At 71.5% G+C, this 20105-nt stretch carries 19 protein-coding genes and 1 tRNA gene; 12 read left to right on the top strand and 8 right to left on the bottom strand.

Annotated elements, in window-relative coordinates; genetic code table 11:
- Positions 1-8: 8 nt before the first annotated feature.
- Positions 9-1694, bottom strand: a complete 1686-nt coding sequence (locus RCO28_RS28105) for a thiamine pyrophosphate-binding protein (protein ID WP_308944077.1) — start codon at positions 1692-1694, stop codon at positions 9-11.
- A gap of 222 nt (positions 1695-1916) precedes the next feature.
- Between RCO28_RS28105 and sucC the strand changes: the two genes are divergently transcribed.
- From sucC to RCO28_RS28060, 9 genes are all read left to right on the top strand, one after another.
- Entirely contained in the window at positions 1917-3041 is a 1125-nt protein-coding gene (gene sucC / locus RCO28_RS28100; protein WP_308944076.1) for an ADP-forming succinate--CoA ligase subunit beta, read from the top strand.
- Between the two features lie 25 nt (positions 3042-3066).
- Positions 3067-3948, top strand: coding sequence for a succinate--CoA ligase subunit alpha (gene sucD / locus RCO28_RS28095; protein WP_308944075.1), 882 nt, complete (start codon positions 3067-3069; stop codon positions 3946-3948).
- Positions 3949-4000: 52 nt separating this feature from the next.
- Positions 4001-5587, top strand: coding sequence for an aldehyde dehydrogenase family protein (locus tag RCO28_RS28090; RefSeq protein ID WP_308944074.1), 1587 nt, complete (start codon positions 4001-4003; stop codon positions 5585-5587).
- A gap of 262 nt (positions 5588-5849) precedes the next feature.
- A tRNA-Leu gene (locus tag RCO28_RS28085) sits at positions 5850-5934 on the top strand.
- A 206-nt stretch (positions 5935-6140) separates the two neighbouring features.
- Complete coding sequence (locus RCO28_RS28080; protein ID WP_308944073.1) at positions 6141-6641, top strand: Imm50 family immunity protein; 501 nt, start codon at positions 6141-6143, stop codon at positions 6639-6641.
- Between the two features lie 49 nt (positions 6642-6690).
- Positions 6691-7035: an Imm50 family immunity protein gene (locus RCO28_RS28075; RefSeq protein WP_308944072.1), complete on the top strand. Its 345-nt coding sequence runs from the start codon at positions 6691-6693 to the stop codon at positions 7033-7035.
- Between the two features lie 166 nt (positions 7036-7201).
- A complete protein-coding gene (locus RCO28_RS28070) occupies positions 7202-7567 on the top strand; it encodes a PH domain-containing protein (RefSeq protein ID WP_161697346.1) in 366 nt (121 codons plus the stop codon).
- Between the two features lie 37 nt (positions 7568-7604).
- Positions 7605-7850 carry a hypothetical protein gene (locus tag RCO28_RS39465; protein WP_374991267.1) on the top strand — a complete coding sequence of 82 codons (246 nt, stop codon included), beginning with the start codon at positions 7605-7607 and terminating at the stop codon, positions 7848-7850.
- A gap of 166 nt (positions 7851-8016) precedes the next feature.
- Complete coding sequence (locus RCO28_RS28060) at positions 8017-8793, top strand: SDR family oxidoreductase (RefSeq protein ID WP_308944071.1); 777 nt, start codon at positions 8017-8019, stop codon at positions 8791-8793.
- A 36-nt stretch (positions 8794-8829) separates the two neighbouring features.
- Here RCO28_RS28060 and RCO28_RS28055 read toward each other — a convergent pair whose 3' ends face one another.
- Together RCO28_RS28055 and RCO28_RS28050 are read right to left on the bottom strand one after the other, a co-directional pair.
- The gene (locus RCO28_RS28055; RefSeq protein WP_308944070.1) at positions 8830-9639 is read right to left on the bottom strand and encodes an N-formylglutamate amidohydrolase; all 810 of its coding nucleotides are present in this window, start codon (positions 9637-9639) and stop codon (positions 8830-8832) included.
- Between the two features lie 40 nt (positions 9640-9679).
- The gene (locus RCO28_RS28050; RefSeq protein WP_308944069.1) at positions 9680-10852 is read right to left on the bottom strand and encodes a DUF3048 domain-containing protein; all 1173 of its coding nucleotides are present in this window, start codon (positions 10850-10852) and stop codon (positions 9680-9682) included.
- Between the two features lie 343 nt (positions 10853-11195).
- Here RCO28_RS28050 and RCO28_RS28045 point away from each other — a divergent pair, with 343 nt between their 5' ends.
- On the top strand, positions 11196-11681 hold the full coding sequence (locus RCO28_RS28045; protein ID WP_308944068.1) for a hypothetical protein: 486 nt from the start codon (positions 11196-11198) through the stop codon (positions 11679-11681).
- Positions 11682-11726: 45 nt separating this feature from the next.
- On the opposite strand, the gene RCO28_RS28040 is transcribed toward RCO28_RS28045, so the two are convergent.
- From RCO28_RS28040 to RCO28_RS28030, 3 genes are all read right to left on the bottom strand, one after another.
- Complete coding sequence (locus RCO28_RS28040; RefSeq protein WP_308944067.1) at positions 11727-12617, bottom strand: right-handed parallel beta-helix repeat-containing protein; 891 nt, start codon at positions 12615-12617, stop codon at positions 11727-11729.
- Positions 12521-13264 (bottom strand): hypothetical protein, encoded by a 744-nt coding sequence (locus RCO28_RS28035; protein ID WP_308944066.1) that lies wholly within the window; start codon positions 13262-13264, stop codon positions 12521-12523. Before RCO28_RS28035 ends, RCO28_RS28040 begins: the two co-directional genes overlap by 97 nt.
- 180 nt (positions 13265-13444) lie before the next feature.
- A complete protein-coding gene (locus tag RCO28_RS28030) occupies positions 13445-14404 on the bottom strand; it encodes a DUF3048 domain-containing protein (protein WP_308944065.1) in 960 nt (319 codons plus the stop codon).
- A gap of 429 nt (positions 14405-14833) precedes the next feature.
- Between RCO28_RS28030 and RCO28_RS28025 the strand changes: the two genes are divergently transcribed.
- On the top strand, positions 14834-15697 hold the full coding sequence (locus tag RCO28_RS28025; RefSeq protein ID WP_308944064.1) for a 2OG-Fe(II) oxygenase: 864 nt from the start codon (positions 14834-14836) through the stop codon (positions 15695-15697).
- A 13-nt stretch (positions 15698-15710) separates the two neighbouring features.
- Here the strand turns inward: RCO28_RS28025 and RCO28_RS28020 are convergent, their stop codons facing one another.
- On the bottom strand, positions 15711-16772 hold the full coding sequence (locus RCO28_RS28020; RefSeq protein ID WP_308944063.1) for an ATP-dependent DNA ligase: 1062 nt from the start codon (positions 16770-16772) through the stop codon (positions 15711-15713).
- Between the two features lie 74 nt (positions 16773-16846).
- Here RCO28_RS28020 and ligD point away from each other — a divergent pair, with 74 nt between their 5' ends.
- Positions 16847-17896: a non-homologous end-joining DNA ligase gene (gene ligD, locus RCO28_RS28015; RefSeq protein ID WP_308944062.1), complete on the top strand. Its 1050-nt coding sequence runs from the start codon at positions 16847-16849 to the stop codon at positions 17894-17896.
- 11 nt (positions 17897-17907) lie between these two features.
- Here ligD and RCO28_RS28010 read toward each other — a convergent pair whose 3' ends face one another.
- Positions 17908-20085: an OmpL47-type beta-barrel domain-containing protein gene (locus tag RCO28_RS28010; RefSeq protein ID WP_308944154.1), complete on the bottom strand. Its 2178-nt coding sequence runs from the start codon at positions 20083-20085 to the stop codon at positions 17908-17910.
- Positions 20086-20105: the final 20 nt, after the last annotated feature.

Here is a 20105-nt window from a genome sequence, read left to right as displayed (position 1 = left end):
TCAGCTCCTCACTTGTACATGGTCTGGTTCATGGTTCCGGGGGCGTACGCGTCCGGGTCCACCCAGACGTTGATGAGCGAGGGCTTGCCCGACTCGCGGGCCCGTCGCAGCGCGGGGCCGATGTCGGCGGGGTCGCGGACCTCCTCGCCGTAACCGCCGAGCATCTGGGCGAACTTGTCGTAGTGAACGTCGCCGAGGGTGTTGCCGACGCGCTCGCGCTCGTCGCCGTACTTGGCCTTCTGGCCGTAACGGATCTGGTTCATCGAGGAGTTGTTGCCGACGATGCCGACGAAGGGGAGCTCGTAGCGGACGAGAGTCTCGAAGTCCCAGCCGGTCAGGGAGAACGCGCCGTCACCGAAGAGTGCGACGACCTCCTTGTCGGGGCGGGCCTGCTTCGCGGCGAGCACGAACGGTATCCCGACGCCGAGCGTGCCGAGCGGACCGGGGTCCATCCAGTGGCCGGGCGACTTGGGCTGCACGACCTGGCCGGAGAAGGTGACGATGTCGCCGCCGTCGCCGATGTAGATCGAGTCCTCGGTGAGGAAGTCGTTGATCTCACTGACCAGGCGGTAGGGGTGGATGGGGGAGGCGTCCGAGCGCAGGTTCGGCAGTCGCTTCTCCAGGGCGGTCTGCTCGGCGGCGCGCAGTTCGTCCAGCCACTCCTTGCGCTTGGACGCACCGCCGTTGAGGCGGCCCGAGGCGGCCTCGGTGACGGCCTTCAGGATGAGGCCCGCGTCGCCGACGATGCCGAGGTCGACGTCGCGGTTCTTGCCGACGGTGCGGTAGTCCAGGTCGATCTGGACGACGGTCGCGTCCGGCGAGAGCCGCTTGCCGTAGCCCATCCGGAAGTCGAAGGGGGTGCCGACGATCACGATGACATCGGCGTTGGAGAAGGCGTACCTGCGGGAGAGCTGGAAGTGGTGCGGGTCGCCGGGAGGGAGGGTGCCGCGTCCGGCGCCGTTCATATAAGCGGGCACGTTGAGGGTGCGGACGAGTTCGGTGGCGGCCTCGGTGCCGCGGGTGGTCCACACCTGGGAGCCGAGCAGGATCGCGGGCTTCTCGGCGTGTACGAGGAGGTCGGCGAGCTTCTCGACGGCCTCGGGGTCGCCGGCCGAGCGGGTGGAGGCGCGGTAGTGGCCGGACTGCGGCACGCGTGCCTTGTCCACGGGGACCTTGGCGTCGAGGACGTCGCGCGGTATCTCCAGGAAGGAGGGCCCGGGGGCGCCGTGGTAGCACTCGCGGAACGCCATGGACACCATGTCCGCGGCGCGCGCCGTGTCCGGCACGGTCGAGGCGAACTTGGTGATGGGCGTCATCATGTCGACGTGCGGCAGGTCCTGCAGGGAGCCCATCTTGTGCTGGGTGTGGGCCCCTTGGCCGCCGATGAGGAGCATCGGTGACTCGGCGCGGAAGGCGTTGGCGACGCCGGTGACCGCGTCGGTGGTGCCAGGGCCCGCGGTGACGACGGCGCAGCCGGGCTTGCCGGTGATGCGGGCGTAGCCGTCGGCGGCGTGGGCGGCGACCTGTTCGTGGCGTACGTCGACGACTTCGATGCCTTCGTCGACGCAGCCGTCGTAGATGTCGATGATGTGGCCGCCGCACAGGGTGTAGATGACCTCCACGCCCTCCGCTTTGAGTGCCTTGGCGACCAGGTGCCCACCGGAAATGAGTTGCTGGCTGTTCTCGTCGGGCATGGCGAAGTCCTGTCCCTTCGTAGGGGAGTTGGCGTCCTCACTCACAGCTCACGGATGGCCCGTGGACTGCTGTAGCGCACGTGTCAGACACGCTTCACGCACTGCGTTCACCGCTGTCGCGGCAGATTGCATACAGTCGACGAATACTGTATGAAGCTTGTTATCCCGCATCCGGTCAGTGGTGTCCAGGGGGCGTGCGGCACTTTTGAGTCAGGAGCCGAAATGGACCTGTTCGAGTACCAGGCAAGGGAACTCTTCGAGGAGTACGGCGTGTTGGTGCCGGCGGCCGAGGTCGCCGGCACGGCCAAGGAGGCCCGCCTCATCGCGGACCGCCTCGGTGGCCGCGTCGTCGTCAAGGCCCAGGTGAAGACCGGCGGACGCGGCAAGGTGGGCGGCGTCAAGCTCGCCGAAGACCCGGCCGACGCCGAGCTGACGGCACGCCGGATCCTCGGCATGGACATCAAAGGGCACACCGTGCACCAGGTGATGCTCGCCCAACCAGTCGAGATCGAGACCGAGTTCTACGTCTCGTACGTACTCGACCGCGCCGCAGGGCGTTTCCTCGCGATCGCCTCCGCGGAGGGCGGCATGGAGATCGAGGAGGTCGCCGCGACCCGCCCCGAGGCCGTCGCCCGCATCCCGATCGACCCCGCGCACGGCGTCACCGCCGACAAGGCCGCCGAGATCGCCCGCGCCGCACAGCTCCCGCCCGAGGCGGCCGACGTCCTCGTCAAGCTGTGGACCGTCCTGACCGAGGAGGACGCCGTACTCGTCGAGGTCAACCCCCTCGTCCGCACCCGCGACGCCCGGCTCCTCGCCCTCGACGGCAAGGTCACGCTCGACGACAACGCCCGCTTCCGCCAGACGCGTTGGGGCGGCGCGGACACGGACCACGACGACCCCCTGGAGGCGCGGGCCGCCGCCAAGGGGCTCAACTACGTCAAGCTCGACGGCCGGGTCGGCGTCATCGGCAACGGCGCGGGCCTCGTCATGTCGACCCTCGACGTCGTCGCCGCTTGCGGCGCCCGCCCCGCCAACTTCCTCGACATCGGCGGCGGCGCCTCCGCCCAGGTCATGGCCGACGGACTCTCCGTCATCCTCTCCGACCAGGACGTCAGGTCCGTCTTCGTCAATGTCTTCGGCGGCATCACCGCCTGCGACGCCGTGGCCGACGGAATCGTGCAGGCCCTCGACGAGATCCGCCTCACCAAACCCCTCGTCGTACGCCTCGACGGCAACAACGCCGCGCAGGGCCGCGCCATCCTCGACGACCACCGGCACCCGCTCGTCGAGCAGCTGACCACCATGGACGGCGCCGCCCAGCGCGCCGCCCAGCTCGCCAAGTAGCGCCCGGAGCAGAGGAGTTCACACCATGGCGATCTACCTCACCAAGGAGAGCAAGGTCCTCGTCCAGGGCATGACCGGCGCCGAGGGCATGAAGCACACCCGCCGCATGCTCGCCGCGGGCACCGACATCGTGGGCGGCGTCAACCCCCGCAAGGCCGGCCGCACCGTCGACTTCGACGGCCGCGCCGTACCCGTCTTCGGCTCCGTACGCGAAGGCATCGAGGCCACCGGCGCGGACGTGACCGTCGTCTTCGTCCCGCCCGCGTTCTGCAAGGCCGCCGTCACCGAGGCCGCCGACGCGGGGATCGGGCTCGCCGTCGTCATCACCGAGGGCATCCCCGTCCACGACACGGTCGCCTTCCAGACGTACGCGAAACAGCGCGGCACCCGAGTCGTCGGCCCCAACTGCCCCGGCCTGATCACCCCCGGCCAGGCCAACGCGGGCATCATCCCCGCCGACATCACCAGACCCGGCCGCATCGGCCTGGTCTCCAAGTCGGGCACGCTCACGTACCAACTCATGTACGAGCTGCGCGACATCGGTTTCTCCACCTGCGTCGGCATCGGCGGCGACCCCGTCATCGGCACCACCCACATCGACTGCCTGCAGGCCTTCGAGGACGACCCGGAGACCGAACTCGTCGTCCTCATCGGCGAGATCGGCGGCGACGCGGAGGAGCGGGCCGCCGCGTACATCCGCGAGCACGTCACGAAGCCGGTCGTCGGCTACGTCGCCGGGTTCACCGCGCCGGAGGGCAAGACCATGGGCCACGCCGGAGCGATCGTCTCCGGTTCCTCCGGAACGGCCCGCGCCAAGCAGGAAGCCCTGGAAGCCGCGGGCGTACGCGTGGGCGCGACCCCCACCGAGACCGCCCGGCTCGTACTCGAACGCCTCGCCTCCTCCTGAGGCAGCCGCACACCCCCCCGCCCCCGACTGTGCACCGAGAGCGGAGAACACGATGGCCCCTGCGTCCCCCGACCAAGCCCCCGCAACCGCCAACACCCTCGCCCCCACTCTCACCCTCAAACAAGGAACGGCCTGGACCGACGCCTGGCAGCGCTGCCGGGACGTGGCCCCCGAGGCGTTCCTCGACGACCGCGTGCGCAACCTCTGGGCCGCGAACTGGCAGCCCGGCGGGCGCACCCTGCCCGCCACCAGCCCCGTCGACGGCACCCCGATCGCCGGCCCGCCGCGCCTCGACGCCCCCACCGCCCACCAGGCCGTACGCGCGGCGCTCGACCAGCACCGCGCCTGGCGGCACGTCCCGCTCGCCGAGCGCCGGGCCCGGATCGCCGCCACCCTCGACGCCCTCACCGAGCACCGCGAACTCCTCGCCCTCCTCCTCGTCTGGGAGATCGGCAAACCCTGGCGGCTCGCGCAGGCGGACGTGGACCGGGCGATCGACGGCGTGCGCTGGTACGTCGACGGCGTCGAGCCCATGCTGGCCGACCGCGCCCCGCTCGACGGACCGGTCTCCAACATCGCCAGCTGGAACTACCCGATGTCCGTCCTCGTCCACGCCATGCTCGTACAGGCCCTCGCGGGCAACGCGGTGATCGCCAAGACGCCCACCGACGGCGGCCTCGCCTGCCTCACCCTTGCCTGTGCGCTCGCCGCCCGCGAAGGGGTGCCGATCACCCTGGTCAGCGGCAGCGGCGGCGAACTCTCGGAGGCGCTGGTGCGCGCGCCCGAGATCGGCTGCGTGTCCTTCGTCGGCGGTCGCGACACCGGCGCCGCCGTCGCCACGGCCGTCGCCGACCTCGGCAAGCGCCACATCCTCGAACAGGAAGGCCTCAACACCTGGGGCATCTGGAACTACTCGAACTGGGACGCTCTCTCCGCGGTCATCCCGAAACTCTTCGACTACGGCAAGCAGCGCTGTACCGCCTACCCCCGTTTCGTCGTCCAGCGCTCCCTCTTCGACCGGTTCCTGGACGCGTACCTTCCGGCGGTGCGCGGCATCCGCATCGGCCACCCGCTCGCCGTCGCCGACCCGGCGGACCCGCTGCCGAGCCTGGACTTCGGCCCGTTGATCAACGCGGCCAAGGCCAAGGAACTCACCGACCAGGTCACCGAGGCCATCGACCGCGGCGCCGTGCCCGTGCACCGCGGCACCCTCGCCGACGGCCACTTCCTGCCCGGCCAGGACACATCCGCGTACGTCCCGCCGGTCACCCTCCTCAACCCGCCGTCGTCGTCGCCGCTGCACCACGCGGAGCCGTTCGGTCCGGTCGACACGATCGTCCTGGTCGACACCGAGGCGGAACTCCTCGCGGCGATGAACGCGTCCAACGGCGCGCTGGTCGCCACGCTCTCCACGGACGACCGGGCGACGTACGACCGGCTCGCCCCGCAGATCCGCGCCTTCAAGGTCGGCCACGACAAGCCCCGCTCGCGCGGCGACCGCGAGGAACTCTTCGGCGGCTTCGGGGCCTCGTGGCGCGGTGCCTTCGTCGGCGGCGAACTCCTGATCCGCGCGGTCACCCAGGGCGACGAGAGGGAGCCGCTGCCCGGCAACTTCCCGGAGTACCACCTGATGCCGTGACCCGTCCGTGGGTGCCGTGACGCACACCACTCGCGAGCCGGCCCCGCCCCACGCGGGCCGGCTCGCGACACCGAAGATCGACAATGGGTGTCCGTCCGGCCACGCACGGTGCACACCGCGCCCGACCTGCGAAGATCCGCCGCAGTCTCCGGCCGGGGCAGGCTCGCAGGCCGAGGGATACGCAGGTGAAAGGCACTCTGAATCCTTGGTATTGTTGTCCATGTCGCCGCGGGGCAAGGCCCTGGCGGGCGGCGTACACCTAGTCCGGGTGGCGGAATGGCAGACGCGCTAGCTTGAGGTGCTAGTGCCCTTTATCGGGCGTGGGGGTTCAAGTCCCCCCTCGGACACAGATCAGATCCCCACGGTTCCCAGAACCGTGGGGATCTTTCGTTACCTGTGTCGCCCCCGCTCCCTGTAGCTTCCGCCCGGCGAAAGGACTCCCGGTGACCCTCAGCCCCCGACTCCAGCGCCGCATCCACCGGGAGTTCCCCGAGCCCGAAGCGGCGATCGAGGCCCTGCGCGTCCTCACCGAGCTGGGGGTGTGAGGGGCGGCGTGGGCGCGCAATGGGCGGAATTCGTTGCCAACGGCGAGGGCCTGAGGGCCTACTACGACGAAGTCCCGGCGCTGGACGCGGTGCGGTTGCGCTCGGTCAACGTGCAGTGGCGCGGCCCGACCGTCGTCCTGCGGCTGGACCTGCCTCGCTTTCCCGACCGCGTTCCGCAGGAGTGGCGTGCCGGGTCGGCGGACACTCTGCAGTTGCACCTCACCTTTCTGGCCGTCGCGGACCTCACGCTCCGGAGCTGGGACCCGCCGACTGTCGCCGACATCGCCGTACGGGCCGAAGGTCATCGGCGTCTGCGGGTCGCCGTGACCGGCGCCGGGGTCGATCTGGAATTCAGCTGCAGCGACGCCCTGCTGGTGCGTCACCTGAGCGTGTTCCGAGCCACGGCCGACGGCGAGGACCGGGGGCGCCACGCCTTTCTCCAGCCGATCGACCGGCGCCTCTACTCCGAACTGCCCCCGACGTGGGAAAGGCGCTTCTATGGCGAGTGACTGGGTCCGGGAACAGGAATCGGCGGGCGAGTTCGCTGACCTTCACGGGATGGCCGTGCCTGCCCTCGGTGCCTGCGTACTGACCCATCTCCATCTCGACGAGCGGGACCGTTCGGTCACCTTGGGTCTGCAGACGGACGTGCTGCCGTCGCCGTTGCCCGAGGGATGGCCCAGCGGGGCCAACTCCTGCGAGTTCTTTGTCGTGTTCCGCGAGGCGACCGATGTGCGCATCCACGGTTGGGACGCTCGCGCAGCCCGTGCCGTGCGCATCTCCGGAACGCCCGCGGAGGGCATCTCCGTGCGGATCGGGGGCGCGGGGACCGGCATGGAGTTCCGGGCCGCTTCGGCTGCGTTGGCTCGGGTCCGGGGGCTGCGGGTGGCCGACGGCTGCTGAGGCGCAACAGGGCCTGGGTGGACAGCACTTCGTGGTCTCGCGTGACAGCTGGGCTGCCGCGGGCCGGGACGGGTGCGATGGTCCGGCGACGTGGAGTGTCAGTGGGCGCGGTTACAGTGCGGAGTACGGGATCAACCGGCACCGACCATCCACGGGGGTACAGGACATGGCACTCTTCGGCAACGCGCACACCGTCGACCCGGGCAAGGCGCAGCAGGAGTACGCGCGGCTCTTCGGGCACGGCGAACAGGTCTACGCGGCCTACGTGTTGATCCGCGACACGATCCTCTTCACCGACCGGCGGCTCGTGCTCATAGACAAGCAGGGGATCACCGGCAAGAAGGTCGAGTACCACTCCGTGCCGTACAAGAGCATCACGCGGTTCGCCGTCGAGACGGCCGGGCACTTCGACCTGGACGCGGAGTTGAAGATCTGGGTGTCGGGGGAGTCGGCGCCGATCGAGAAGACCTTCACCAAGGGCGTGAACATCTACGAAGTGCAGGCGATTCTGACGCAGTTCGTGGCTCGTTAGCCTGCCCGCCCGGGTCTCGTCCAGGGACTTCAGGGGGATGATCACTGTGACTCACGACGACGTACGCAAGCCGGAGGGCGCCGACCGGGAGCTGGTCATGCAGCACGTGTTCGCGGTGACACCCACCGGCCGGCTCCTCGACGCGCGCCGCCCCGACTCCCTCGCATCCATGGTGCGGATGTTCACGGACCCGGTGATGTCCGCGCCTGGGAGCACCTCGGGGAGGGACGGCCCCAGGAGACGCCACCACGACGTACGAACCGTGCGGCACTTCCCAGCGTGAGCCCGCGCCGCCGCTGCCCCGCCCCGCCCCGCGCGCCCCCGCCGGCGCTGACCCGCCCCGCGCGCCTCCGCCGCCGAGCCGCTGCCCGCTGCCCGTTGCCGAAGCGCTGCCCCAGCCCCTGTCGAGGAGTATCGGCCGTCAGGCCCTGCGCACTAGGGTCGATCCCATGACCTCTGCCGAACTCCCCACCGCAGGACGCAGGTTCGGTGGTCGCGTCGCCGTCGTCACCGGGGCCGCGTCCGGGATCGGTGCCGCGAGCGCGGTCCGGCTCGCGGCCGAGGGCGCGGCCGTCGTGCTCGCGGACGTGTCGGCGGAGCGGGGCCGGGACGTCGCCGCCGCGATCCGCAAGCAGGGCGGGCGGGCCGAGTTCGTGCGGGCCGATGTGGCGGAGCCCGACGACTGGCGCCGGGTCGCCGAGTCCGCGGCGGAGTTCGGCCCGGTCGGGGTGTTCGTCAGCAACGCCTTCACCGTGGACGTGACCCGCGCCCACGAGATGCAACTCGACTCCTGGAACCGGCAGTTGGCCGTCAACCTCACCGGCTCGTTCCTCGGCTTCAAGGCCCTGCTGCCCGAACTGCGCGCCCAGCGCGGCGCGGTCGTCCTCACCTCGTCCGTGCACGCGCACGCCGGCATCCCGGGCCATCCCGCGTACGCGGCGACGAAGGGCGCCCTGGTCTCGCTCTGCGGTCAACTCGCCGTGGAGTACGGCCCGGAGGTGCGGGTCAACGCCGTCCTGCCCGGGCCGGTCCTCACCGGTGCCTGGGACCGCCTGTCGCAGGAGGACCGCGAGCGCAGCGCCGCCCAGACGGCGGCCGGGCGCCTCGGCAAGCCCGAGGAGGTGGCGGCGGCGATCGCGTTCCTCGCCGCCGAGGAGGCCTCGTACATCACCGGTTCCAGTCTGCTCGTCGACGGCGGCTGGACGGTGATGAAGGACTCGTCGTGACCCGAGCCCCGACGGCCAGGGATGGCGAAGACTGTCTCAACTCGACTGCCCCGTAAGGGAGTCCACGAGGTCGGCGAATGCGTCCGCGAGTACGTCGAGGCCGGGGCCCGCGGGGCCGCCCGGCTCGGTCATGTACAGATCGCGGCGGATCTCCACCATCAGGGCCGTCACGCGCGGCTCCACGCCGTAGAACTCCAGCGGCACATAGGTTCCGGCGAACGGGCTGTTCCGGCCGGTCGTGCCGCAGCGCGCGAACGCCGACTCGGCGCGGTCGAGGAGCGCGGGCGGGGTGTGGAATGGATCCGTGCCCAGACAGACGGGTGGCCGGGGCCCGTCGCCGTGGAGTTCGTACGGCAGCCGGTGCGTGGGGTACGAGTGCACGTCCAGGATCACCACGCGGCCGGCCGCGTCGAGCCGCTCGCGTACGGCTTCCGTCATGGCCTGCGCGTACGGGTGGAAGTACCGGTCGAGCAGCGGACCGTCGTCGAAATCCGCGGCGCGGAGGGGGAGTTGACCTGTGGTGCGGGTGTAGACGGCGCCCATGCCGACCCGGCGCATCTCCTCGCGCTCGTCCGGGAAGCGCTCCGGGTCGACGACGAGCCGCGAGAGCCGGTTGACGAACTGCCACGGGGTGCGGCGCGCGGTGGCGGCGGCGCGGGCGGCGAGGGTGTCGGTGTGCGCGTCGACGATGTGGTCCGACTCCCGGGCGAGCGCCGCGTCGTCAAGGACGATGCCGCCGCGCACCGCCCGCGGCACGGTCCGCGCGGCGTGCGGGACATGCAGCAGGACGGGTGCGTCGGCGGCACCGGGGATCAGCGTGAAGGGCGGGTCGGCCAGGGCTTCCATGCGGCCACCCTAGGCAGGGCGCGAGCGCACCCCGGGGGCTTCAGCGGTCGGCGTACACCACCCACACCTGGCCCTTCGCGAACGGCATCGGCCGCCCGTCGGGGAGCGTGAACGTCGTGCCCGAGTCGGCGTCCGGCCGGCTCCAGCGCGTCTCGTACGCCCTGCCGTCGCGCAGCACCGTCGCCGTGCCCTGGCCGACGGTCTTGATGTACGGGGTGACCGCGCCGTTGACGTCCCGGTACTTGGACGGCGGCATCGCGACGTGCTGGATCACGACCGTGCGGGGCGCCATCTGGCGGCCGTTGGCCTGCATCGCGGGCGCGCCGTCGAAGGAGACCCGCCAGCGGTGCAGTGACGGCGACCAGTTGAAGGTATGGCTCGCGGCGGTGTAGCGCACGGTGCGGCTGTCCGTCGGCACACCGCCCTGCGGGGCCGGGCCGAAGCGGAACCCGATGTCGGCGGCACGGCTGGCCTCGGGCGCCGTCCGCAGCAGCGCCTCCGGTTCGACGAACAGGTTGTGCGGGGTGGGCCGGTCGGGCTTGCGGAAGTAGGCCTCGGGCACCCGTTTGTGCGGCCGTACGTGGACCGGCGAGCGGTCCAGGTACTTGGTCAGGGAGCTGCGCACACCGGAGTACGCGAGCGCCGGGTTGCCGAACTGCCGCAGCAGCTCGACGTCAGACACGCGGGCGCTGCGCACCGGGCCGACCGAGCTCGGCAAACGGCTGGCGTACACGCCCATCAGGCGGCTCATCCCGCCCTCGACCTTCTCGACGTACACGAGGTCGGCCTTGTCGAGGCCCTGGTGGGGGCGGGCCTTGCGCGAGTTGTCGAACTTCACCGCGAGCACCTGGCCCGGGTCGGCGGGCCGGCCGGTGAAGGGCGACACCTGGCTCGGCGGGCCCGCGGCCACCCGGCCGTTGTCCCCGGAGCCCCGGCTCTGGGAGCCGGCGTCGGCCGCCGCGCCGAGGGTGAGCGCACCGGCCGCGACGAGCGCGAGCAGGCGCGCGCCGCGGCGAGTGATGCGACCGGCGGTGCGACCCGCCGTGCGCGTCGTGCCCGTCGTGCGCGTGGTGCCCGTCGTGCGCGTGATGCGGGTGATGCGGTCGGCGGTGCGACCCGTGGTGCGGGTGGTGCGGTCGGCGGTGCGACCCGTGGTGCGGGTGGTGCTGGTGGTGCTGGTGGTGCGGTCGGCCGGTGCAGATCTCGCTGTCATCGCAGCGCCTCCGTCGTCCCTAGCGTCCGGAGCGCCCATGGCTTCCGGACTGGATTGGCTGGCGCAGTCCTTCCGTACGGGTGTCACGCGGTACCGCCGGGGCGGCCAACCGCCCGCGGCGCGTTCACCCTTTCCGGCCCGATCCGGCGGGTGCGCGGCGCGGGCTCTTGCGCCGAATTCCACCGGATTTCGAGGGATTTTCCGTACGCGTGAAGCTGTGCGCAGCGGCCATCACGCGCGAGGCACGGGCTCTCACCGCGCGTCCAACAAGATGCCCCCGCCATCTGCCTCGGTGGCCCCGAGCATCGGTGGGGACGGACCGAACGATGTGCGAAGGAGCACGATGGGAGCACGGCACACCGCCGCCCGGCACGCCAGGCCGGGTACGAGCCTTCCGCAGCTGTTGGGCTCGGGACTGGCCGCCGCCGCGGGCATGGCACTCGCCTCGGAACTGCATCTGTACGGCACGACGGCCGGCGCGGTCGTCTTCGCCGTCGCCGCCACCGCAGGAGCGCCGCTCATCCAACTCGCCCTGCACCGCGCGGGCGACGGCTGCGCGGCCCTGCTGCAAGCGGCCGGTTGCGGCCGACCGCGACCAGGCCCCGGCCCCGGCCCCGGCCCGCGCCGCGCCCTCGCCCCGGTGGCCGTGGGGCTCGTGATCCTCGGCGCCGTCGCGGTCACCAGCCCGAGCGTGGTCGCCGCGGCACAGCCCACCGAGGTCGCCCTCGACCATCCACCGGCCCGGGACCCGGCCGAGCGCGGCAGTACGGACAAGGCGCCGTCGGTCCGCTCGTACGACACCAAGTCGATTACGTACAGGGGGAGTTGAGGCCTTGCCAGGGCCAACCCGAGGCCGGTCCCCGTACTTCCCGCGCTACTTACCGGAGCCCTGGTCCGCCCCGATGTTGCGGGTCGCCGTGAGCGGGTTGCCGAAGTAGTCGTGGCGGGTGCCGTCGTCCTCGGTGACCGAGCCCGCAGCCAGGGCCGGGGAGCCGGGGCGGAGCCGCAGGTCGTCCGGGGTGCGCGGGGCGGCCGAGCGCAGCAGCGGGTCGGCGTTCACGGCCTCGGGGTCGCGGGGCTGTGCGGTGTGCCAGTACAGGTTGTTGCGGTACGTGCTGATCGTGTCCTCGATGGGCGAGCCCGCGCCCGCCGCGCCGACGAACACGTTGTCCTCGAACGTCGTGCCGGTCTGCCCGTTGTTGGAGACGAGGGCGGTGTCGGCGCGGTCCGTGACGACCGTGTTGCGGTAGATCCGGGTGTCGGTCGACGGGTTGCAGACGACGGAGATCACCGCGTACGGGTCGGTGGTGTTGCGGTCGTTGATGCTGACGTTGTCGTGGAAGCGGTTGCCGCGGGTCGTCATGCCCGCGCCGTTGCAGACGAGGAGGAAGCCGCCCTCGTTGTCGTGGCTGTAGTTGTAGCGGTAGACGTTGCGGTTGTTGCCGCCGTCGAAGTCGAAGGCCATCGAGTCACGGGTGCCGTGGCCGCCGGTGACCTCGTTGTACTGGTACAGCACGTCGTCGGAGTTCCAGGCCCAGATCCCGGCGTTGTAGCCCGCCGAGCGCATGTTGAAGCCGTCCACGTAGTTGCGTTCCACCAGCGCCTTGCGCGCGTTCTGTACGACGATGCCGTCGCCGCCGACGTCCCGGACGTCGTTGCCGCGGATCGTCAGGCCGGTGATCGCCTCCCAGCTGGTGCCCGGGCCTTCGGGGTGCTCGGGACGGCGGCCCCAGGTGGAGGACGTGCCGATGCCCGTGCGGTCCACGTGCCGGACCGTGGAGTCCTCGATCCGGACGCCGTCGAAGGGGTCGGCCGCGTCGACCCCTGCACCACGAAGAGGATGCCGCCCGAGGGGTCCGGATCCTTGAAGTCGGCGCCGTTGACGTCGTGCACGTCCACGCCGCGCACCGTGAAGTCCTCGGCCACGCCGTAGTCGGTGGCCTGTACGAGGACGCCCGCGCGGCGGTCCGTGGTGGTGGGGGCGTCGCCGGTGTTGGAGACGTCCAGGTTCCGGATCTGCCAGTGCTCGGTGTTCGCCAGATGCACGGTGGCCCGCGCCCCCGCGCCCTCCAGGCGGGGCTTCGCGCCCTTCCCGTACGCGTCGATCACGGCGGGAGAGCCCTGCGCGCCCGCGCCCTTCGGGGCCAGTACGCCGGTGCATTCGGTGCCGCGCCGGATCAGCAACCGGTCGCCGGGGCCGAGGACTTGACGGCTCGCCCGCTCCAGGGAGCGCCAGGCGGTGCCCGGTGCGGTCCCGGCGGACGCGTCGTCGCCGCGCGCACAGTCGACGTGGAACCGTGTCCCCTCCGCACCCCGTGCCGAAGCGGCGGTCGGCGTCCCCACGACGACGGTGGCGGCGGCGAGTGCGGTGGCTACGGTGACGGTGGCGGTGACGGTACGGCGCAGGGGCATGACGCGCTCCGATCCGGTGGGGGCGCCGAGTCCGGCGGGGGTGCGGGCACGCTACTGGGGGCCGTTGTCGCGGGCCATGGACAAACGGGGAGCGCGCTTGGACGCAGGCGCACGTGCCGGACGGTGTGCGCGTGCCGGACGGTTTGCACGTGCCGGATGGTGTGCACGTGCCGAAGGGCGTCACTCCTTCACGTACACCACCCAGACCTGCCCCTTCGCGCAGTACAGCCGGGGGCCGCCCTCCGTGCGGTAGTCCGTGGGGCGGTCCTTGGCCGTACGGGTCCATCGTCCGTCGTACGCACGGCCGTTGCGCAGCAGCAGGACGCGGCCCGAGCCCGTGGTCTCCGTGAAGGGCGAGACGCTGCCCCAGCGGTCCTGGAAGCGGGAGTCGCGGATCCGGGTGTACTGCACGAGCACCGTCGACGGGGTGAGCGCCGAGGGCTCGCCGTCCAGCTCCACGCGCCAGCGCTCGTCCTCTGCCGACCAGACGAAGCCGAAGCGGGCCGCCGGGTACCGCACCGTGTGCCGGGGCGTGTCCTTGCCGTTCGGGGGACGGGGCCCGACGCGGAAGCCGAACGACGCCGGGTCGCAGGCGGTGGGCCGCGGATCGAGGCGGGCCGGGCGTACGTACAGGTTGTGCGGGGCGGGGCGGTCGGCGGCCCGGTAGAACGCACCTTCCGCCTGGCCTGGCGTACGGGGCTCCAACGGCGCGGCGGCGATGAGGGGTTGGAGCTTCGACTGCGCACCGGAGTAGGCCAGGACCGGGCGTCCGTACTGCCCGAGCAGGTCCAGGTCGCTCTCCCGGGCACTGCGCACCGGACCCACGGCTTCCGGTAGGCGGCCTGTGGCGTACACGGCGAGGAAGCGGCTCAGGCCCGACTCGACCTGCTCGACGTGGACGATGTCCGCGCGGTCGAGGCCGGTGTGCGGGCGGGCGGGGCCGACGTTGTCCACCTTCACCGCGAGCGGCACGCAGCCCTTCTCGCCCGCGCCGGGCGGTCGCGCGTCGTCGTCGTCCGTCTGCGGCTGCAGCGTGCAGCCCGCGAGCGCGGCGGTCGAGCCGATCAGGAACGTCCGCCGCTGCAGGCCCCTGCCGGGGGGTGTACGTCTGCCTGTCTCACCGTCGACGCCGCTGTCCATGTCTGCACCCCATCCCGCGCCCCGTGTCCGGACACATACCCGCGGGGGGCGGTGGTCAGGCCTGTGCGGGCTGGGGTGTGGCCTGCTTCTTTCTTCCCCACCCCGCCCCTTCCCGAAGTCCTCAGCGGACAGCTCCGGCGACCTGCGTCCCTGGACCCCGCCCGGGGCTGCCGCCCCATGTCCCCGCCCGGGGCTGCCGCCCCATGTCCCCGCCCGGGGCTGCCGCCCCTGGACCCCGCTTCGGGGGCCAGCCCCCGGACCCCCGCTCCTCAAACGCCGGAGGGGCTGGTTTTGCCCCCGCCCCCAGTCCCCAGGGGGACCCCCATCTCAAACGCCGGAGGGGCTGGATTTGCCCCCGGCCCGACCCAGGAAGCTCCCCGTCCGAAAGCCGCCAGCACCCCGCCCCGCCCCCGCATGACCCTGGAACGCATGAGCACCAGCAAGACCGACACTCGCGCCGACAAGCCCACCACTCGCACCAGCAAGACCGCCCCTCGCGCCGACAAGCCCACCCCTCAGGCCGACAAGGCCACCACTCCCACAGGCAAGGCCACCACTCCCACCGGCCAGGCGACCGCGACCACCCCCAGGCCCTCCGATCGCGTAGCCGCCGCCGACTGGGGTGTGCTCGGGGGTGAGCTCGATGCGTTCGGGTGTGCGTTCACGCCGCCGCTGCTCACCCCGGACGCCTGTCGGGGGATCGCGGGGCTCTACGACGACGTCGAGCGGTTTCGGTCCACCGTCGACATGAACCGGCACCGCTTCGGCTCCGGCCAGTACCGGTACTTCGGGCACCCGCTGCCCGAGCCCGTCGCCGAGCTGCGCGCCGCGCTCTATCCGTATCTGCTGCCCATCGCCCGCGACTGGGCCGCGCGGCTCGGGCGGCCCGCGCCCTGGCCGGACCGGTTCGACGACTGGCTGGAGATGTGCCACGCGGCCGGACAGCGGCGCCCGACGCCCATCCTGCTCACGTACGGCCCGGGGGACTGGAACGCCCTGCACCGCGATCTGTACGGCGACGCGGTCTTCCCGCTCCAGGTCGTCATCGGCCTCGACCGGCCCGGCGTCGACTTCACCGGCGGCGAGTTCCTGCTGGTCGAGCAGCGGCCGCGAGCCCAGTCACGGGGCACGTCGGTGGTTCTGGAGCAGGGCAGAGGGCTGATCTTCACGACCCGGGAACGCCCCGTCCGCTCCGCCCGCGGCTGGTCGGCGGGGCAGATCCGGCACGGGGTGAGCACCGTCCGCTCCGGTACGCGACGCACCCTCGGCCTGGTCTTCCACGACGCGGCGTGAACCGTACAAAAGATCACCCGAGCACTTCCGCCAGGTCGTACGAGACCGGCTCCTCCAGCTGTGCGTACGTACAGCTCCGCGGGGTGCGGTCCGGGCGCCAGCGGCGGAACTGGGCGGTGTGGCGGAAGCGGGCGCCGTTCTCCATGTGGTCGTAGGCCACCTCCACGACGCGCTCGGGCCGCAGCGGGACCCACGACAGGTCCTTCTTGCCGGACCAGCGACTCGGCGCCCCCGGCATCCGGGCCGACTCGTGCGCGGACTCCTCGGTCCAGGCCGCCCACGGGTGCTCCTCGGCCGAGTCGAGCCGCAGCGGCTCCAGCTCGGCGATCAACTCCTCGCGCCGCTGCATCGAGAACGCCGCGCACACCCCGACGTGCTGCAGGGTGCCCGAGCCGTCGTACAGGCCGAGGAGGAGTGAACCGACCACCGGGCCCGACTTGTGGAAGCGGTAGCCGGCGACGACGACGTCGGCGGTGCGCTCGTGCTTGACCTTGAACATCAGGCGTTCGTTCTGCCGGTAGCGGAGGTCGAGCGGCTTTGCGATCACTCCGTCCAGGCCCGCGCCCTCGTAGCTGCGGAACCACTCGGCGGCCAGCTTGGGGTCGGTGGTCGCGGGCGCCACGTGGACCGGCGGGCGGGCGTCGGCCAGGGCCATGACGAGTTCGGCGCGACGGTCGCCCATGGACGAGTCGACCAGCGAGCGGTCGCCGAGCGCGAGCAGGTCGAACGCGACGAACGAGGCCGGGGTGCGCTCGGCGAGCAGCCGTACGCGGGAGTCGGCGGGGTGGATGCGTTCCGTGAGCGCGTCGAAGTCCAGGTGGCCCTCGCGGGCGATGACGATCTCGCCGTCCACGACGCAGCGGCCCGGCAGGTTGTCCTTGAGGGCCGCCACCAGCTCCGGGAAGTACCTGGTCAGCGGCTTGCCGGTGCGGCTGCCCAGCTCGATCTCGTCCCCGTCGCGGAACACGAGGGCACGGAATCCGTCCCACTTCGCCTCGTACTGCATGTCCGGCGGGATCTTCTTCACGGACTTCGCGAGCATCGGTTTGACGGGTGGCATCACCGGCAGATCCATGCATCGATTCTGCGCGCGTACGACCGGTATCGCCCGGTGTGCGAGGGATGCGCGGTACGCCTACCGTGGCTCGCATGGGCGAAGCGGTGGAACTGGAGGCGGGCGGGCGGACCGTGCGCCTGTCCAACCCGGGCAAGGTCTTCTTCCCCGAGCACGGGTACACCAAGCTGGACGTCGCCCAGTACTACGCCGCCGTCGCGCCCGGCATCCTGCGCGCCCTCCGCAACCGCCCCACGACCCTGGAGCGCTATCCGGACGGCGTGACCGGCGAGTGGTTCTACCAGAAGCGGGCGCCCAAGAGCATGCCCGACTGGATCCCCACCGCCCACATCACCTTCCCCAGCGGCCGCAGCGCCGACGAGATGTGCCCCACCGAGGAGGCGGCCGTCCTGTGGGCCGCGCAGTACGGCACGCTCACCTTCCACCCCTGGCCGGTCCGCCGCGACGACGTCGACCGCCCCGACGAACTGCGCATCGACCTCGACCCGCAGCCCGGCACCGACTTCGACGACGCGGTCCGCGCCGCCCACGAACTGCGCGCCGTCCTGGACGAGTTCGGCGGTCTGCGCGGCTTTCCCAAGACCTCCGGCGGCCGGGGCCTGCACGTCTTCGTGCCGATCGAGCCGCGCTGGACCTTCACGCAGGTCCGGCGCGCCGCGATCGCGGTCGGGCGGGAGCTGGAACGCCGGATGCCGGAGCACGTGACGATCAAGTGGTGGAAGGAGGAGCGCGGCGAGCGCCTCTTCGTCGACTACAACCAGACGGCCCGCGACCGGACCATCGCCTCGGCCTATTCCGTACGGCCCCGCCCGCACGCCCCGGTCTCCGCGCCGCTGCGCTGGGACGAGGTCGGCACGGCCCGCCCCCAGGACTTCGACATCGTGACGATGCCCGCGCGCTACGCCGAACTGGGCGACGTGCACGCGGACATGGACGACCACCGCTTCTCGCTCCAGGCCCTGCTCGACCTGGCCGACAAGGACGAGCGCGACCACGGCCTGGGCGACCTGCCGTACCCGCCCGACCACCCGAAGATGCCGGGCGAGCCCAAGCGGGTCCAGCCGAGCCGGGCCAAGAAGGCGGCGCCCCCGAAGGAGGCGCCGCCCGAGCCCACAGCCACCTGACGAACCGGTGACTACAACTCCTTGATCCGGATGTCCCGGTACGAGACGACATCCGTCACCCCGTGCACCTGCAACCCCAGATAGCCGGAGGCGTACCTGCGGCCGTCCGTGCCCGGATCGTCTCCGCGCGGCGGCTCGAAGACCTGACCGCCCTTGTTGTCGAACTCGTTGATCAGCTTGCCGTTGCGGAACACCTGGTAGTGCTGGTCGACCACCCGGATCTCGTAGTCGTTCCAGGTGCCCTTGGGCGTGACCCCGGCGCCCGCGAGCCCGACCCGGTCGAAGCCGTAGACCGAACCGGTCTTGTACATGTCGCCGTCGGGACGGTCGAAGACCTGCACCTCGTGCCCGTACTTGATGGCGACCCACTCCGGACGCGACTCCTCCGGGTGGTCGTGGATCTGCGGGAAGCGCACGAACACACCGGAGTTGGCGTTGCCCGAGCCCGGCGCGTCGTCCCGCCACTGCAGCTTCAGCGAGAAGTCGTCGTACCTCCGCTCCGGGAACCACAGCATGCCGAGGCCGGCCTTGGTCGTGCCCGAGGTCATCGAGCCGTCCTCGTTCAGGCCGAACGAACCGCCGCCCACGTGCTGCCACTTGGCGAACGACTCCTTCGAGCCGTCGAACAGCTTGCGGTAGCCCTCGGTCTGGCCCGGCTTGCCGATGCCGGACCGCTTCGCGGAGCGGTAGATCGTGCGCTGCTCGCGGGCGTCGACGACACCCTCGTCGACGAGCGCGTCGAGCACCTTGTCCACGTGCTTCAGGAACAGCGCCTGCGAGGACCAGTCCTTCTCGTCCTCGATCAGCTCGTTGATCGTGCAGCGGCTCTTCGTCATCCGGTTGGGCACACCGCTGTCGACCGAGCCGACGAACACCGTCGCACGCTCGTCGTACTCCGGGCAGTTCGGCGCGGGCACGCCCCCGCCCTCCACGACCGTGAAGCCGACCTCGCGCGCCTGAGAGGTGTTCCCCGCCTTGTCGGTCGCCCGGTACGCCACCTCGTGCCGGCCGGTGCGGTCCACGACCAGCGGGTCGGTGTACGCCACGTACGGCGCGCCGTCGAGCGAGTACTCGACCTTGTCCACGCCCGAGTCGTCGTCCTTCGCGCTGACCGTCACCGTGGCCTTGCCGACGTACGCGCCGTCGGAGTCGACCGTCCCGTCGACCTCCGCGGAGGTCTCCGGCGGCGTCTTGTCCTCCGCCGGAGGCGCCACGACGACAAAGTCCACGGCCTTCTCGGCGGCCGCGTTGCCCGCCTTGTCGGTGGCCCGGTAGCGCACCTTGTACGTGCCCGGATCGTGGAACATCACCGGCGCCGCGTACGCCTGCCACTCGCCGGAGTCGCCCACCGCGTACTGCACGGTGTTCACCCCGGAGCCCGCGTCGGAGGCGGCCACGGTGACCGTCGCCATGCCCACATAGGCGCCGTCCGCGTTCTGCTCGCCGGTCACCGTTGCCGAGGTCTCCGGCGGTGTGGTGTCGTCCGTGTCCGGGGCCACCACCGCGAACTCCACGGCCTTCTCGGCGGCGACGTTGCCCGCCTTGTCCGTGGCCCGGTAGCGGATCTTGTGGCTGCCGACCTGGTCGACGACCACCGGGTTCGTGTACGGCTGCCAGGCACCGGCGTCCCCGACCGCGTACTCGACCTTCTCGACGCCGGAACCACCGCTCTCGTCCGCCGCCGACACGGTCACCGCGGCCTGCCCGACGTACGCCCCGTCAGCGTTCTGCGTGCCGTCGACCTTCGCCGAGGTCTCCGGGGCGGTGGTGTCCTCGCCGCCGCCCTCGGTCACCGTCAGGATGCCCTGCATCGAGCCGTGCCCGGGAATCGTGCAGTGGTACAGGTACCGGCCCGGCGTCAGCGTCACCTCGGCGGTGTGCTTGCCGCCCTCCGCGTCGGAGGGGTTGGCCAGGATGTTCAGCGGGACGTCGTTGTTGTACTCGGGGTCCGAGACGTCGAACGTCAACGTGTGCGGCATGCCCGTGGTGTTGCCGGTCGCCGCGCTGTTCTCGAAGACGATCGTCGTCTTGCCCGCCACCGCCGTGGTCGGCGCCGACAGGTACTTGTCGATCGGGTCACCGGCCGTCCAGGTCAGCACCTGGTTCACGGCCGCGCCCTCGTCCTGCACCGGCCGCGTGCCCGGGTCCGGCTGGCCGTACGCCGCCGGGGCGGTCAGGCCGAGCACCATCAGGAGCGCGGCGAGCAATA

Source organism: Streptomyces sp. LHD-70 (genome assembly GCF_031157275.1).
Classification (GTDB): Bacteria; Actinomycetota; Actinomycetes; order Streptomycetales; family Streptomycetaceae; genus Streptomyces.
This window is presented reverse-complemented; position numbering and strand designations above follow the sequence as displayed.

What these genes read in the sequence shown, in the direction of transcription:
- RCO28_RS28105 (WP_308944077.1), bottom strand. Translation starts at nt 1,694, where the DNA reads ATGCCCGACGAGAACAGCCAGCAACTCATTTCCGGTGGGCACCTGGTC.
- sucC (WP_308944076.1), top strand. Translation starts at nt 1,917, where the DNA reads ATGGACCTGTTCGAGTACCAGGCAAGGGAACTCTTCGAGGAGTACGGC.
- sucD (WP_308944075.1), top strand. Translation starts at nt 3,067, where the DNA reads ATGGCGATCTACCTCACCAAGGAGAGCAAGGTCCTCGTCCAGGGCATG.
- RCO28_RS28090 (WP_308944074.1), top strand. Translation starts at nt 4,001, where the DNA reads ATGGCCCCTGCGTCCCCCGACCAAGCCCCCGCAACCGCCAACACCCTC.
- RCO28_RS28075 (WP_308944072.1), top strand. Translation starts at nt 6,691, where the DNA reads ATGGCCGTGCCTGCCCTCGGTGCCTGCGTACTGACCCATCTCCATCTC.
- RCO28_RS28070 (WP_161697346.1), top strand. Translation starts at nt 7,202, where the DNA reads ATGGCACTCTTCGGCAACGCGCACACCGTCGACCCGGGCAAGGCGCAG.
- RCO28_RS39465 (WP_374991267.1), top strand. Translation starts at nt 7,605, where the DNA reads ATGATCACTGTGACTCACGACGACGTACGCAAGCCGGAGGGCGCCGAC.
- RCO28_RS28060 (WP_308944071.1), top strand. Translation starts at nt 8,017, where the DNA reads ATGACCTCTGCCGAACTCCCCACCGCAGGACGCAGGTTCGGTGGTCGC.
- RCO28_RS28055 (WP_308944070.1), bottom strand. Translation starts at nt 9,639, where the DNA reads ATGGAAGCCCTGGCCGACCCGCCCTTCACGCTGATCCCCGGTGCCGCC.
- RCO28_RS28050 (WP_308944069.1), bottom strand. Translation starts at nt 10,852, where the DNA reads ATGACAGCGAGATCTGCACCGGCCGACCGCACCACCAGCACCACCAGC.
- RCO28_RS28045 (WP_308944068.1), top strand. Translation starts at nt 11,196, where the DNA reads ATGGGAGCACGGCACACCGCCGCCCGGCACGCCAGGCCGGGTACGAGC.
- RCO28_RS28035 (WP_308944066.1), bottom strand. Translation starts at nt 13,264, where the DNA reads ATGCCCCTGCGCCGTACCGTCACCGCCACCGTCACCGTAGCCACCGCA.
- RCO28_RS28030 (WP_308944065.1), bottom strand. Translation starts at nt 14,404, where the DNA reads ATGGACAGCGGCGTCGACGGTGAGACAGGCAGACGTACACCCCCCGGC.
- RCO28_RS28025 (WP_308944064.1), top strand. Translation starts at nt 14,834, where the DNA reads ATGAGCACCAGCAAGACCGACACTCGCGCCGACAAGCCCACCACTCGC.
- RCO28_RS28020 (WP_308944063.1), bottom strand. Translation starts at nt 16,772, where the DNA reads ATGGATCTGCCGGTGATGCCACCCGTCAAACCGATGCTCGCGAAGTCC.
- ligD (WP_308944062.1), top strand. Translation starts at nt 16,847, where the DNA reads ATGGGCGAAGCGGTGGAACTGGAGGCGGGCGGGCGGACCGTGCGCCTG.
- RCO28_RS28010 (WP_308944154.1), bottom strand. Translation starts at nt 20,085, where the DNA reads ATGGTGCTCGGCCTGACCGCCCCGGCGGCGTACGGCCAGCCGGACCCG.